The sequence below is a fragment of the Vibrio sp. B183 genome (genome assembly GCF_000740665.1).
GTDB lineage: Bacteria > Pseudomonadota > Gammaproteobacteria > Enterobacterales > Vibrionaceae > Vibrio > Vibrio coralliilyticus.
In genome coordinates this window covers 285,706-298,607 of sequence record NZ_JPQB01000002.1, presented here as the reverse complement: position 1 = coordinate 298,607, position 12,902 = coordinate 285,706, and the positions used below count along the sequence as shown (strand labels likewise).

At 42.2% G+C, this 12,902-nt stretch carries 16 protein-coding genes and 1 tRNA gene; 8 read left to right on the top strand and 9 right to left on the bottom strand.

What is annotated here, in order from left to right:
• Positions 1-51 precede the first annotated feature (51 nt).
• From IX95_RS01555 to IX95_RS01525, 8 genes are all read left to right on the top strand, one after another.
• Positions 52-633 carry a hypothetical protein gene (locus IX95_RS01555; RefSeq protein WP_081885388.1) on the top strand — a complete coding sequence of 194 codons (582 nt, stop codon included), beginning with the start codon at positions 52-54 and terminating at the stop codon, positions 631-633.
• Positions 634-655: 22 nt separating this feature from the next.
• Complete coding sequence (locus tag IX95_RS01550; RefSeq protein WP_038156219.1) at positions 656-3,430, top strand: DUF4150 domain-containing protein; 2,775 nt, start codon at positions 656-658, stop codon at positions 3,428-3,430.
• 8 nt (positions 3,431-3,438) lie between these two features.
• Positions 3,439-3,573, top strand: a complete 135-nt coding sequence (locus IX95_RS26925) for a hypothetical protein (RefSeq protein ID WP_268745318.1) — start codon at positions 3,439-3,441, stop codon at positions 3,571-3,573.
• A gap of 6 nt (positions 3,574-3,579) precedes the next feature.
• Positions 3,580-4,059 (top strand): AHH domain-containing protein, encoded by a 480-nt coding sequence (locus IX95_RS01545; RefSeq protein ID WP_081885387.1) that lies wholly within the window; start codon positions 3,580-3,582, stop codon positions 4,057-4,059.
• A gap of 1 nt (position 4,060) precedes the next feature.
• Positions 4,061-4,681, top strand: coding sequence for an imm11 family protein (locus tag IX95_RS01540; protein ID WP_038156217.1), 621 nt, complete (start codon positions 4,061-4,063; stop codon positions 4,679-4,681).
• 56 nt (positions 4,682-4,737) lie between these two features.
• Positions 4,738-5,364 (top strand): imm11 family protein, encoded by a 627-nt coding sequence (locus IX95_RS01535; RefSeq protein WP_038156216.1) that lies wholly within the window; start codon positions 4,738-4,740, stop codon positions 5,362-5,364.
• A 219-nt stretch (positions 5,365-5,583) separates the two neighbouring features.
• Positions 5,584-6,156, top strand: coding sequence for an imm11 family protein (locus tag IX95_RS01530; RefSeq protein ID WP_038156215.1), 573 nt, complete (start codon positions 5,584-5,586; stop codon positions 6,154-6,156).
• Positions 6,157-6,236: 80 nt separating this feature from the next.
• Positions 6,237-6,857 carry an imm11 family protein gene (locus IX95_RS01525; RefSeq protein ID WP_038156213.1) on the top strand — a complete coding sequence of 207 codons (621 nt, stop codon included), beginning with the start codon at positions 6,237-6,239 and terminating at the stop codon, positions 6,855-6,857.
• An 87-nt stretch (positions 6,858-6,944) separates the two neighbouring features.
• On the opposite strand, the gene IX95_RS01520 is transcribed toward IX95_RS01525, so the two are convergent.
• The 9 genes from IX95_RS01520 to IX95_RS01480 form a co-directional block, all read right to left on the bottom strand.
• Positions 6,945-8,285 (bottom strand): IS4 family transposase, encoded by a 1,341-nt coding sequence (locus IX95_RS01520; RefSeq protein WP_038156211.1) that lies wholly within the window; start codon positions 8,283-8,285, stop codon positions 6,945-6,947.
• A gap of 147 nt (positions 8,286-8,432) precedes the next feature.
• Entirely contained in the window at positions 8,433-8,669 is a 237-nt protein-coding gene (locus IX95_RS01515; protein WP_038156209.1) for a hypothetical protein, read from the bottom strand.
• 38 nt (positions 8,670-8,707) lie between these two features.
• Complete coding sequence (locus IX95_RS01510; RefSeq protein ID WP_038156207.1) at positions 8,708-9,064, bottom strand: hypothetical protein; 357 nt, start codon at positions 9,062-9,064, stop codon at positions 8,708-8,710.
• 23 nt (positions 9,065-9,087) lie between these two features.
• The gene (locus IX95_RS01505; protein ID WP_038156205.1) at positions 9,088-9,828 is read right to left on the bottom strand and encodes a WYL domain-containing protein; all 741 of its coding nucleotides are present in this window, start codon (positions 9,826-9,828) and stop codon (positions 9,088-9,090) included.
• A gap of 139 nt (positions 9,829-9,967) precedes the next feature.
• Positions 9,968-10,144, bottom strand: a complete 177-nt coding sequence (locus IX95_RS26200) for a hypothetical protein (RefSeq protein WP_038156203.1) — start codon at positions 10,142-10,144, stop codon at positions 9,968-9,970.
• A gap of 3 nt (positions 10,145-10,147) precedes the next feature.
• Complete coding sequence (locus tag IX95_RS01495; RefSeq protein ID WP_038156202.1) at positions 10,148-10,591, bottom strand: DUF2787 domain-containing protein; 444 nt, start codon at positions 10,589-10,591, stop codon at positions 10,148-10,150.
• Positions 10,592-10,641: 50 nt separating this feature from the next.
• Positions 10,642-11,037: a DUF2787 domain-containing protein gene (locus IX95_RS01490; RefSeq protein WP_051912416.1), complete on the bottom strand. Its 396-nt coding sequence runs from the start codon at positions 11,035-11,037 to the stop codon at positions 10,642-10,644.
• Positions 10,968-12,200 carry an integrase domain-containing protein gene (locus IX95_RS01485; RefSeq protein ID WP_038156198.1) on the bottom strand — a complete coding sequence of 411 codons (1,233 nt, stop codon included), beginning with the start codon at positions 12,198-12,200 and terminating at the stop codon, positions 10,968-10,970. Before IX95_RS01485 ends, IX95_RS01490 begins: the two co-directional genes overlap by 70 nt.
• 165 nt (positions 12,201-12,365) lie before the next feature.
• A tRNA-Asn gene (locus IX95_RS01480) sits at positions 12,366-12,441 on the bottom strand.
• Between the last annotated feature and the right edge of the window lie 461 nt (positions 12,442-12,902).

Here is a 12,902-nt window from a genome sequence, read left to right as displayed (position 1 = left end):
TGGCTGACGAAAGCACAGGTGTTTAATGTGTAATCACTAAGGTTTTAGTAAATGGTCAAGCTTCTTGATGGGTCTTTATCGATGATTCCTCTGAGCTTCCTGCAATTCCATCAGTGGGGTGCATGCCAATGCGATGTTATATTTCCTCTCCAAATGTACTGGGAGCGCTCTATATTGAACACCTTGTCTAACTCTGCTGAACAGACTTCAAAAAAACACGCCCGTATCGGATGGGTAAAAGAAATCCACCCTGAAAGTCATCGTGTGAAAGTGGATTTTTATGGGAATGCCTACGGGCAAGCTGTCTGGGCGGCTTTAGGTAGAGGGTTCACTCGTTCAGAGATTCATTTGGCAATAGACAACCAGCTTGATTGCCGTATTGAGTTCGTCGGTGAGGATTTAGATGTGCCTATTCTCACGGATATTTACCTTTCGTTAGCGGAACAACAAGAGCTCGTCATTAAAGCCAAACGTGTGGTACTGGAAGGCAAAGAGGAAGTCACGATTGGAGCTGGCGAGGTCGCAACTAAGTTCAGTGGCAATGATGGCCGCATTACGACAAAGGCGACACACATCTCGAGTCGTGCTGAAAAAGTCCACAAAATCCAAGGTTCAAAAATTACACTGAACTGACCGAGCTTAATAAGGAGTAGATATGTCAGTCACCATCAATGCGAACGGGCTGAGCATCGTTCACAAAGGCTCTGGTGGAGAAGCGAATGCCACGTTACCTGATGTGTGTCTTACAACCGTCGGTAATGCCGTAGTTCCTATCCCTTATGGAAACAATGCCAAGTCAGCGGATTTAGTGGAAGGTACCACGACCGTCACTGCAGATGGTGGCAACAGTATTGCCTTAAAGGGCAGTAAGTTTGCCAAGAGTACAGGCGATGCAGGTGGGGACAAGAAAGGCGTGGCATCGGGCACGATTGAATCCGAGGCTGAATTCATATCCGCATCACCGAATGTCATCATCGAAGGGAAAGGTGTAGCAAGGCTGTCTAACCAAATGACGATGAACAAGGCCAACACCATGTGCCTCGGCGGGGTTCAAAACCCAGCCGTCACAGTCAATGAAGATGAAGAAGGAACTTACACCGTCTACGTTAAGGCCAGATACCCCGATGGCGTGCTTCTCATGAACGCCGACTTTGATATTACCGATGTCTCTGGTGGTGTTCTGTCTCCCGGTCATTTTGATGACTCTGGTAAAAGCAAAGTATCAGGCTTAAAGCCTGGTCAAATCAAAATTCAGGCTAAAGAAAGTACGGATGAGTTTGTTACGACGCCTGTTCGTATTACCAACCCGCACTACTTGCCGGATTACAATGACTATGATTTTTTTGATAGGTCTGCTCAGGGGCAGCAAACCTTCTGGCACCCGAACCGTATTGCCCCGCCGGTAGAAGGCTGGGGAACCATGGGGCCTAGCCTCACCGCTGACCGGTATTTTGCTGATATTGTGAAAGCCGAAACGAAAGCCCACTTCGAATTTAGACACCCTGATTTTCAGTTCAGCGTATTGGCAGAATCGCTGATTGCGGGGATTGAGAGTCTTTCTGATACCAGCTTTGATTGTGTACTAGCGAATGGCTTACCAATGGTGATGGAAGAAGGGGAAATACTCTCTGTCTTATTTCGTTTACCCAAACATGAAACCGCTGACCGTATGCTGGCTTACATGCGTGCTCGTGGTAAAGGCAATCCACAGGTTTTCAGCAATAACTACCCTTGGGATAAGGCTAAGAAAACACTCAACTCTGAACTTGAAGATCTACTTAGTAAGATAAAGGGGCGTGTTGAATCACTCAAATCCGAGGCCAGTCGGTTGAATTACGTTTACTTGTCTTCTGATATCTATGAAAAGCATGTTAGGACCATTGATACCTATGCTAAAAAGCTGTCCGATAACCTCGGCCAAGCTTTCAAGCGTATGGAGAAGAAAGCTAGCCAACTTATGAGTGATGTGTCGGCTGTCTCGGTCATTCAAGCGCCCGAACATGTTTATTCTGCCGAAGCAGGAACGATTGAGGTGGTGGTGAATGCGATACCGAAGATAGATTTAGAGGAGCAGAAATGGGTGAAGGTCCGTGCAATATACTCCGATCGATGGCAGACACCTATCTATGCTCAAAACCTCAAAATAACCGCTAACTCGGTGGTGCATGAAGAGAACGTATCACTCAATGCTCTACCCTTGAATAGCACGGAATCTGAAACTATAGATTTGGCTGTCGAAACAAATCAAGTTGAAGGTGGTGTAGCGGTATTTGACACATTAAAACCTAACACAGATATCGTGACTGCAGAGTTCGTTGGTGAGCCAGGTATTGAGGAGCAAATAGTTAATATCCAAGACAGCGTTGAGGCAACACTTGATGGTACATACAACGCACTTGTTGAGGACATGAAAGGGTTCCAACAACAATGGGATGAAGAGGGTTACTGGACTTTAGGCGATGGTGTGATTGATGGTGCACAAGCTTGGGGCGCTGATATTGTTGATATGTTGTCTCCTAGTTTTTGGGGAGACGCTGCGGACACTATTTCAGATTTATCTTCTTCTGCTGTCGATAAATTGGCGATTTATTCAGTCGATAAGTTCAATTCCATCACCAAGGCAATGCTTAACGAGAAGGGGCAACTGAAAAATCCGACTTGGGTATTGGAAACATTAGGAAGAGAGTTTGACTCATTCCAAGATAGTGTTTTTGAATCTGTCGATGAAGCGATTGAAGATGTGAGTAAGCTATACGCGGAAAGTCAAGATGTGGTACGAAAGCTAGAGTGTATTGCTAAGCATCGACAGACGATTCTAGAGCTGCCACAGAAAATCTCTAATGGTGATGTCGATGCGGTCGAAACCTTTGTTGATACGGTGTTGATGGAGCTTGACCCTGATTGGGCACAGGAAATAAAGGGCCACGAACAGTTCCCTAACGCAATGGCAATCATAGAAGACCACGATACGATTCTGACTTATGTGACTTATCTGTCTTTAATGCTTGAGGCTATTCCACCTAACTTCTATTTCTACTACGGCGGTAAAGCGGGTACATATTTGATCCTTGAGCTGATTCTCACCGTCGTGCTGGCTATTTGTACTTTGGGCACAGGAGCAGCGGCTCGCATTGCGGCACTGGTAGCACGCTTTGCGGGAGGTGCTAAGAAGGTCAAGGGAATAAGAAATGCGGCTAAAGCATTGGATTCATTCATTAAGGCTGTGGAAAGCTTGATTGATGTACTGTCTGATTATCAGGAGCTAGCTGAAAAACTGGTGAAACGCCCACTAGGGAAATTTAAAGGCAAGCCTGTTACAACCATGACTGCGAAAAAGAAAGCAGTGAAACGAGACGCAAGCTGTAGGCTTTGTCATTCCAACCAACATAAAACGCCTCGTTATAAACGGGGTGAGTTAGAGTATATATAGAGTTCACTATGGCAAAAGGATATAGAGAAGTTGTACTGGATCCGGCTAAAAAAGATCCTAATCACCCTATTAATCATGGGATAAAAATGCAAGTGCATCATTTGTTGTCGCAACAGGGCTTTATCAAATCAAAAAAAGACTAAGAGTTAATTAGTTATGGGTACGATATTAACGTTAAAGAGAATTTAGTAGCTCTGCCTAATGAAATGGATGCAGCCTGTTATTTAAGGGTTCAGGTTCATCGAGGTAATCATCCTGGTTTTGTAGACAATAATGATAGTGATGATGACCATCCTAAATCCTACCATAAGCACATTGCGAATATGTTGAGGAATGCAACTAAAAAGTTAGAAGATAATTGTGCTACTGGTAATGAGAGAACAGTTCGAAGGTATATTAGCCTGTATAGTCGTTCTGTGTTATCAAAAATTAGTGACTTTGAAATACCTTTAACAAAAGCTTACAAAGCATTTGAGAAAAATGAACCTGGCTGTGGTGGAGAAACCTCAGGTCCCGCTTTGTTTGCAAAATATAGTATAGGTGAATCAAGAGTTTGCAATCGAAATGTAGATCATGCAAAGTTTAGTAGTTTTAAACAAGTCCCATATAAGTTAGAAGTCGGTAGATAAAATGAAAGATTACAATGAAGATTACTATTTATTGTTTGCAAATCCAGACTATGAAGAATATGACATTGAACCTGATGACTCTTCAGCAAAGCGAAACTATGACTCAGAAGAGCTTGATTTTGGACAAAAACCTTTAATTTTTACAACCGAAACATCTGATTTGAGCTTTGCTAGTGGTGATTATGAGATATTTTTCCCAATAGGCAGTATTGTTGTTACCGACAAGTTAAAGGTTGAGTTGGAAGAAGGCTTATACGGTTCTAAATTTTATCCTGCCATTGTAAAAGGTGAAGATAAAGGAATCAGAGAGGATGTATGGGCGCTAAATGTCTTTAAACCTTTGGATTGTTGGGACCGAAATAAATCAATTGCCGTATACCCTGGAGGGGCCAAGTCCTTACAAGGAATAGATGTTCTGCCTTCTATTAAATCATTTCATCTTTCTCATGAAGTTTTAGATGAAATACCTGAGAATGACAGATTGATTTTTGTAATGGATAATACTGACGTTACAAATATATTTGTCCATAAACGAATTGTTGATATTTTCTCCAATAATAATATCAAAGGAGTAAACTTTTTCAAAGTTAGTCAATATCGTTTTGGAATGGAATTTGTTTAGAGTTTTACTCTAATCCTAAATAAGTTATTTATTATAGATTAAGAAAAGGTAATGCTTTGAATATTTATGATGAATCTTATTATATTGTATTCCCGGATTATGAATTTGAGGACTATGACAATGACCTCACACCAACCTCATATACGGCAAATACTCATTGGAAGTTTGAAAAGTTGAGTTTTGGTATAAAGCCACTCACTTTTGTCTCTGATAATGATAATTTGGATTATTTGCAGCAAGATTACACTATAGCATTTAGCGTACCGAACTTTGTGGTCACAAACAAACTTAAAGAGCTGCTTGAAGCAGGCCTTTACGGCAGTCAGTTTTTTCCTGCGATCATTCAAGATGAACAAAATAATGCTGTTGAAGGAGTTTGGGCACTGAATACTTTTGATGACTTAGATTGTATCGATCTAAAGAGAAGTCAATTCTATATGCCAAGTGATGGAAGTAAGGACATTGATGGGTTTTCTATTAAACCAGATATGGATAATTACCGACTTCGAGAAGATGTGCTGGATGCTATTCCAGAAAACGAACGTTTAATTTTTCAGCTCGGAAATACATCAAGAGGAAAAATCTTTTTTCATCAAAAAGTAGTCGATATTTTTAAGAAATACGATGTTAAAGGCATCAAATTCTTTAAAGTCAGTGAATTTGAATATGGGGACCAACATTAAAAATTCGTGACCCCAAAGACAACTAATATTATTGAGCTTGATATGAGATGCTTCAGAGTATTAGATACACGTCTCACCCAATGAGGAAGGGAGTTATCGCTCCCACCTTTTGTCGTTGATGGGTTCCATTGCAATATTATGAATATCGCGCTAAGACTATTCAGTATTGAATAGACATTTAACCATCTGACGTATGTTCGCTAGAAGTTGGAAAGTAAAATGAAATACGATCATGAATACTACATTATGAGTCCAGATTATGATGTTGAAGGATATTCAGTAATACCTTCTGATTCTACCGGACTTCGCAGGTTTCATTACCGTGAACTCATCTATGGAGAGCCAGCTTTAAGATTTAGCACCAAGAATAACCAAACGTTAGATGATGATGTTGAGATGTTATTCTGCACACCTAGCTTTATTATATCTGAAGATCTAAAAGAGGTTTTTGATGACGGCATTTATGGCGGGAAACTGTATCCGGCAATAATAAACAACACCAAAGATAATTACTTTTTAATTAATATATATGAATCTCTTGATTGTTGGGATAGAAATCGCTCAGTTTATGAGCATGATGATCCTGATGATGAACCACATGTCATAAAATACAGCCTTAATCATGTTATTCTCGATGAAATTCCGGAGTCAGATAGATTGGTTTTCAAGATAGGGGGAGATGACTTAGCTCCAATAGTTGTACATAAAACCATCAAGAGGAAGCTGGAGAGAGAAATTCCTTACCTCAAATTTTATTCCATTGAAAGTTATCAGCTTGGAGATGAATACTAAAGGGCATGGTATTTGTTTGATTTGTTTATTCGGGAATGCCAAAACGATCATGTACCAAGTCAGACTCTTAAGGTAGGAAAATGAGTCAATATAACGATCAATACTATATTGTTTTTAAAAGTTACGATGAAAACACTTTATACCTAACTACGCATGACCGTTCGGACCATCGTGATTATGAGTACACCAAGTTGACTGGTAGTGAACCAATGTTTTTTGTCAACGCCTATCGCGAAGAAGATTTGGCGAGAGGGCTATTTCGGCCAATTAAGCAAGCGCATATGAGCATCGCTTATCCAGTATTTTCTGATGAAATTAAACAATCCCTTGGCAATATAGACAATGCATGTTGTCAGGTTTACCCCGGTGTGATTGTAGATGATAACGGTAACAGTCATGACGACTACTGGGTGTTTAACGTATTTGAAAAAATGGATGTGTTGGATATGGATAGGTGTGCCATTAGGAAAAGAAACCCCAATAGAGAGGGGCAGAAAATTCAAAAATACTGTTTGAGTGATGAAAAGTTAGAAGAAGTGCCAGAAAAAGAGCGTTTGATCTTTATGCCTAAATTCAGTAGTTACCCTCATATCATGGTGCATGAGAAAGTGGTAAAAGCGTTTAAGAAACACAACGTGGATACGCTCAACTTTGTCAAAGTGTCTGATTGGGTTATGGGCCTTCAGTTTGTAGAGTCTTGATTATACAGTTGAGGGTGTTCCCTTGACTCTAAGTATCAAAAAAATAGTGGGGAGCGTAATTGCTCTGTCTCTTGATCACAAGTCTGGTTAATCAAGAGATTTAGCGAGTTCATACCCCTCAAGGATGGTTTGTAACCTAAACCATCCTTTCCATAATGCCTTTATCGATGCACGTCCCGTTCGCTTAGTGTTCTTCCAACCACCTAATTGGGCAATACCTCTGTAAGCCCATGATATATTAGGTGCTTCTTTCGGAAGCGCTTTACCTTTTAACACCTGTTCACAACTTCGATTGGATAACTCGTTCGATTCATTCATAAACCTCAACTGGAGCAAGCGAGTCGCGACAAAGGCCAGAATGACGCTAAGCCTCTCTAAGTTATCTTTACTTTGCATTCTCAGTTGCTCGACCTGAGTGCCTTCACTTTTCCAGACTTTATGAAAATCCTCTATTAGCCAGCGTAGCTCATAGTAACTGACGATTTTAAGTGCCACTTCCTTACTCGTTACTGGCTCTGAGGTGAGTAAGTACCATGCGAGCTTATCACTACCTCCATTTTTCTCGATACACCCAACATAGTAGAGGGGGATATTGTCGAACGCTTTCTTATTGGCCGGAGACTTCAGCGTGACACGAGCATATTTAATATCTAGGTGAGCAGTGCGAGCTTTTCGGCCGCCCTTTTGCGGTATCTTGAGCACTTTTTCTCCTGCTGAGAGGAGTGTGGAGGCATAGTCATAAAGGCGATTATCATGCTCTTCTATACATCGACTTTGCATAGAGCGAACGAGAAATCGCTGTTGTTGCTCTTGTTTGTAAGTGAGGTATTCAAATAGGTCGGCTTCTCTATCGCACACAGAAATAACGTCTGTGATTTTCTCACCAAGTCGTTCTGCAACATGACGGGAGGCTTGCTCCCACTTATAGCTTTCTTTTTCTTTGTAGGGTCGAGTGGCGTACTGATGTCCTTGCCCGCGCTTTTCAATATCTCGCGTCCAGCGTTGTTGTTCAATTAAGCCAACAACCGTTTTAGTGTCGGGAGCGAAGAGTAAAGTCGAGTGTACAAACACAGCGCGATGTCGGTCGCCTTGATTGGAGTGCCCGAGTTCATCTCGTATGCTGCGATGGGCGTAACTTAGAGAAGTCGTATCTTCTAATGCAAGAAGGGTTGGTTGCTTCAAAGCCTCTTGCGCTGTGACATAAAATCCCGCTTCTGCGATATCTTCTGCTTTGATTTTCTCATTACGGATAAAACGATAAGCGCCTTCCATATCAGCAGGTGAGATAATGAGTTTCGAGACGGGTACACCCGGCTGTTCAGCCAGTGAGGCTGCGAGCGCAACGAGTCTTTGAGTGCGTCTTGGGTCATTAAGGTGAGCTTGACCAAATTGCTTTTGTGCCCAAAGGGCTGGCTCTAAGTAGGTCATGATAATCATCCTTGTCATTGCTTAGATGATCAGATCATGGAACATGCAATTAGTTCAAAAAAAATCCCCAAGCTATGGCTTAGGGATTTGTGTATAAGAGACAGCGTAATTGCTCCCCATTGTCATTTTTAGCTTTGGCTGGTGGCACTACTGTTCTGTGATAGCTTCACAGCCCTTAGGGACTGTAATGGTCGATGCGTCCTTACCTGCCTCTTGTGCTGCTTTTACATCCATTTTGTATTGAGTGCACTTACCTACACTGATGTTGACGGCACCTGTTTCTACAGATGGGTTACCTCCTAATGCTCCCCCTCCCTGAGCGAAAACAAAAGGCGTAATTAGAGTTGCGAGTAGAACGAGAATATTCGTTGTAGTGTGACTCATGGTGTTTCCTTATTGGGTAAAGTTGGATTTGTCGAAAGTTAGAAGGTGTAGACAAAGGTGCCAGCACTGGAAGTGATTTCGATTTCTTTCACGCTGTCTACGGTGCAGTTGTTGCTGTATCCGGTGTAGGTTTCACCGAATTTCAATGAAACGTTTCTAGAGAGTTCAGAGGTTGTACCTGCGGGTAGGCGACAGTTGCCTCGATTGACAGTGACATTGCTTATTACTGTGCTGTCAGTGATAGCTTGAATATCAAAAGTCAGTGTTCCCCAATGTGGGTTGGTGGATATCGACACTTCTATATCGGCGGTGACGGTTTGTGCTTCTTCTTCGCTACAAGCGGTGACTCCGAAAATCAGCACGCTCATCATGATGGTTCGAATGGGGGTATTCATGGGTATCTCTCCGTAGTGGTGAGTTAAATTTGGGATGCACGGATTTCAGCATGTTCATGCATGAACTGCTCTAGATTGAAATCGGTGGGATAGGTAAAAGAAAACGTCGATACACTGGCCTCATCAATCAAAGGCAAGGCTAGGGTGCGTATCGTGGGTTGACTGGATAATCGAAAAAGCAGCAAGAGCGCGTCACATTGAACCGAGAGTCCCAGTGGTTCGATGAGCGCTTTCTCTTGCTGCAAAACTTGACTCGATATCTTAAGCATACGGCTGTTCAGTAATGCAGTGTGTACCGCATTCAATACTTGCCGATGCTCATTACTCCACTCACGAATAGTGGGCAGTGACACATGGACTTTGGCTAACCATGCTTGCTCTTTTGAATGCGCCGAACCCTTGTAGGGTAAGGGTTTGTCTCTCTCCGAGGAGCGACCTTGCCCGTAATTCAGTGCATCAGGAACAAGCGGCAGTAAGTACTTGTTAGTCAACTGCCAATAGAGCATCTCCTGCTTGTTGAGCTTCAGTAATTGTTCTGAAGTTTTCCGATAAACATGGGGCATGCTCATCGAATCACACTCCACGTTAAACACCTCCACAATGATGTCATCAAGGTAGCGTTTAATGCTGCGAGTGGTGCGGTGGATATCGAGTAGGGCTAACTGCTGCTGCAACTCCCTAACGGTAATCCAACGATGTTGAGGAATAAGCATCAGCGTGTGCAGCAAAGCGGATAACCCTTCAATGCTGGTTTTATTGCTCATGACTACACTCTCAATACATCAAAGCTCCAAGACCGGAGGTGGACATTTAATGTCGGGAGAGTAGAGGTGAGTCAGACACATAATGTCCAACGGTGAAAACAGCATCAATCGGACATACTGAAGCGTGAGCCGATTAACATTAACGAGGCTTATGCTTATCACTGAGCTCTGCAATTACTGCCAATAATCCAATCAGCAGCACCACCAGAAAACCTAACGTTGTCAGAGTTCCGATAGCGCCAAAGAAAGGTGAGAGGGTAAACAAAGTAATAAGAGCGGTGACAAGCTTAATGGTGTTTAGGAGAAGGGCAGTCATGAGCTATTGTGGGGTGACGGCTATCTCGTTGTAAGAGTCCATGTCGACATAAGCTAGAAAGTTACACTCCCACAATCGATAGAGCGCTTTAGCATCACGGCTACCTTGTATTGGCAGCCAGCCACGATAGGCCACAAAGAACTGTCCAACCCGAAAATCAAAATCTAAGTTGCGCTCTAGCTCCGGGTAATGGTTTCCCATATAGGCGAAGTCAGTGATGTACTCAATGCTCCATTCTCCTGTCGAGGTGTGGCAAATTGAAATCTCAACCGGATGGAAGCCCCCAGCATCCGCGCTGTAACTTTTATCGCGAAAGTTAAACACCAGATAACGGCTGGTGGCAAGAGTTTCATTGTTAAGTAAATGAGTGGTGAACAACGTACCAAGCAGTTTATGCAGTTTCGTTGACACAGGTAGTGATGATGCTGTGAAGTTTAATTTAGACATAGTGAGTCCTCCTTGTTTCAGGATTCAAATAAGAAATAACAGAGTGGAAGTTAGTGGAACGTTCCGACCATCTTCAGTTGCATGTCGTCAAAGACGTTTCTGGAAAGATGACGAGCAAAGGCTTTCATCCATACCGATAGCAGCTCTTGTACTTCAGGGTGGGATAAATCAGTGCTCCCCACATCGGGCTGATAGCACCATTGGTTTGCAAGGTGAAAGTACAACTCAGGCTCAACGGATGTGCTGTTGTCGTCGAGATATGAGAAGCTGGCAAAGAACACCACCAGCCAAGGGCTTGATACAGATTCTCGTTTTAGCTGCACTTCAATGGGGTGCAAGCCTTGTCGATGTCGGTAGTAACTCATTTGGCGGCAGTTCAATACGAGTCGTTCGGCGTTTTTTGGGATATTCCTTGAGAAGCCTCTTCGATGTAGTTGCTCCACCAACGCATCATCTCTCGACGCTGGTTCAGGTATAATGCTCGATTGTAGATGCCCCTAATTTGGTTTTTATCTACGTGAGCTAACGCTAACTCAATAACATCATTGTGAAAAAGCTTAGTTTCGTTCAATGTCGTGCTCGCTAAGGCGCGCAAGCCGTGGGAGACTAAACGACCTTTAAAGCCCATTCTTTTTAAAGCAATATTGGCAGTCTGGCTATTGCTCGGTCTCATTGGGTCTTTATAAGAAGCGAAGATGTACTCGCTTCCACCATTTATTTTTCTCATCTCATTCAATAAACTTAAGGTTTGTGGTGTCAGGGGAACTAAGTGGTCTTTTCGCTTTTTCATTCTTTCTGCGGGGATAACCCATAGATTTTCTTCCCAATCAATTTCACTCCAACGGGCTTCGGCTGTTTCAGCTGGTCGAGTCATCGTGTGAAGTTGCCATTCAATCATACAACGAGTGGTATACATGATGCTGGCTCTTGTCAGTGTCTTCATTAAATCAGGCAGTTCATCTGTATTAATCGACTTCATATTAGTCACTACAGGTTTCAGGAACGCGGAATGGATTTTTGTCAGTGAGTTGAACTCGATCAGTCCTTTATTTTGAGCAAAATTCATTATCTCATTTATGCGTTGGCAGGCTCTTCGCAATGTTTCTAGATGCCCTTTAATTTGAAGTGGTTGAAGTGCGTTGATTACTAATGGTGCTGTTAGTTCTGTAACGGGATATTTGCCAAGCTTTGAGAGCACGTGGCGTTCTAAAAGGCGTTTAAGGTTTGTAAGTGTTTTTTCACTGATGGTGACACTTTTTACTTCTAACCAGTTAGTTGTAACTTCAGCTAATGTAGACTCCAAACGTTGTTGCTCGACTATTTGTTGGTTCTTGAGTTTAACTTGAGGATCAATGCCTTGCTGGAGCGTCTCTATCGCTCCAAGAGCTCTCTTTCTTGCATTAGTAAGTGAAAGGCTAGGGTAGCTGCCAAAAGTCATGTTAGCGCGTTTACCGCTGTGTGGGCGTGTATAGTTAAAGAGCCAAGTTTTTGTGCCGTTTATTTTTACACGTAGACGAAGGCCGTTACTATCAAAGAGTGTGTACTCTTTATTCTGTGGTTTAGCGTTAGAGATTTGTTTATCTGTTAAAGATTTAGTTGTTCTTGCCATGATTGGTACACCGTAAATTGGAACATACGGACAATGTACCTATTTGTGTACCTAAACTTCTAAGCTAGTATCGGTCTGGATAAGACGTTAAGAGAATGCAATCCCTTGAAGTAGCTACGTTTAGATACAAAAAAAGACGTCCTAGGACGTCTTTCTTCTTGAATTTGGCTCCCCCTGCGGGACTCGAACCTGCGACATACGGATTAACAGTCCGCCGTTCTACCAACTGAACTAAGGGGGAATTGCGTTTAAGCGCAGCGAATATTATCGGCGAGACGAAACGCTGTCAACCTCAAAATCGCCTGAATGGTCTAAATTTTTTTGATAAAAAGTGCTTTACTTTTTTGTAGCCCTTGATTTGCCTAAGCTAGATTTACTTATCCACCAAAATTGTGGATAACTATGTTGATGAATCTTGAGCAATGAATAAACTGAGCAATAATAGGTGTTTAGCTCTAAAAATAATCATAAAAGATCATTAGCTAACTTGTTGTATATTAAAGCATCAGGTGAAGGTTAGATCTGTTCTTATGATTTTTAGGATTTTTTGATCAATGTGGACAAGTTGAGATTTTAACTAGAAATGTGAATAAGCTGTGTGAGAATTTTGGAAGATTATTAAGATGGTTCCCGAGTAGGGCGAGAGATAATAGCAGGATTGAATATTGGGATCTAGCGTTAACAGTGCAAAATTTCTAAAAC

What these genes read in the sequence shown, in the direction of transcription:
- IX95_RS01555 (WP_081885388.1), top strand. Translation starts at nt 52, where the DNA reads ATGGTCAAGCTTCTTGATGGGTCTTTATCGATGATTCCTCTGAGCTTC.
- IX95_RS01550 (WP_038156219.1), top strand. Translation starts at nt 656, where the DNA reads ATGTCAGTCACCATCAATGCGAACGGGCTGAGCATCGTTCACAAAGGC.
- IX95_RS26925 (WP_268745318.1), top strand. Translation starts at nt 3,439, where the DNA reads ATGGCAAAAGGATATAGAGAAGTTGTACTGGATCCGGCTAAAAAAGAT.
- IX95_RS01540 (WP_038156217.1), top strand. Translation starts at nt 4,061, where the DNA reads ATGAAAGATTACAATGAAGATTACTATTTATTGTTTGCAAATCCAGAC.
- IX95_RS01530 (WP_038156215.1), top strand. Translation starts at nt 5,584, where the DNA reads ATGAAATACGATCATGAATACTACATTATGAGTCCAGATTATGATGTT.
- IX95_RS01525 (WP_038156213.1), top strand. Translation starts at nt 6,237, where the DNA reads ATGAGTCAATATAACGATCAATACTATATTGTTTTTAAAAGTTACGAT.
- IX95_RS01520 (WP_038156211.1), bottom strand. Translation starts at nt 8,285, where the DNA reads ATGACCTACTTAGAGCCAGCCCTTTGGGCACAAAAGCAATTTGGTCAA.
- IX95_RS01515 (WP_038156209.1), bottom strand. Translation starts at nt 8,669, where the DNA reads ATGAGTCACACTACAACGAATATTCTCGTTCTACTCGCAACTCTAATT.
- IX95_RS01510 (WP_038156207.1), bottom strand. Translation starts at nt 9,064, where the DNA reads ATGAATACCCCCATTCGAACCATCATGATGAGCGTGCTGATTTTCGGA.
- IX95_RS01505 (WP_038156205.1), bottom strand. Translation starts at nt 9,828, where the DNA reads ATGAGCAATAAAACCAGCATTGAAGGGTTATCCGCTTTGCTGCACACG.
- IX95_RS26200 (WP_038156203.1), bottom strand. Translation starts at nt 10,144, where the DNA reads ATGACTGCCCTTCTCCTAAACACCATTAAGCTTGTCACCGCTCTTATT.
- IX95_RS01495 (WP_038156202.1), bottom strand. Translation starts at nt 10,591, where the DNA reads ATGTCTAAATTAAACTTCACAGCATCATCACTACCTGTGTCAACGAAA.
- IX95_RS01485 (WP_038156198.1), bottom strand. Translation starts at nt 12,200, where the DNA reads ATGGCAAGAACAACTAAATCTTTAACAGATAAACAAATCTCTAACGCT.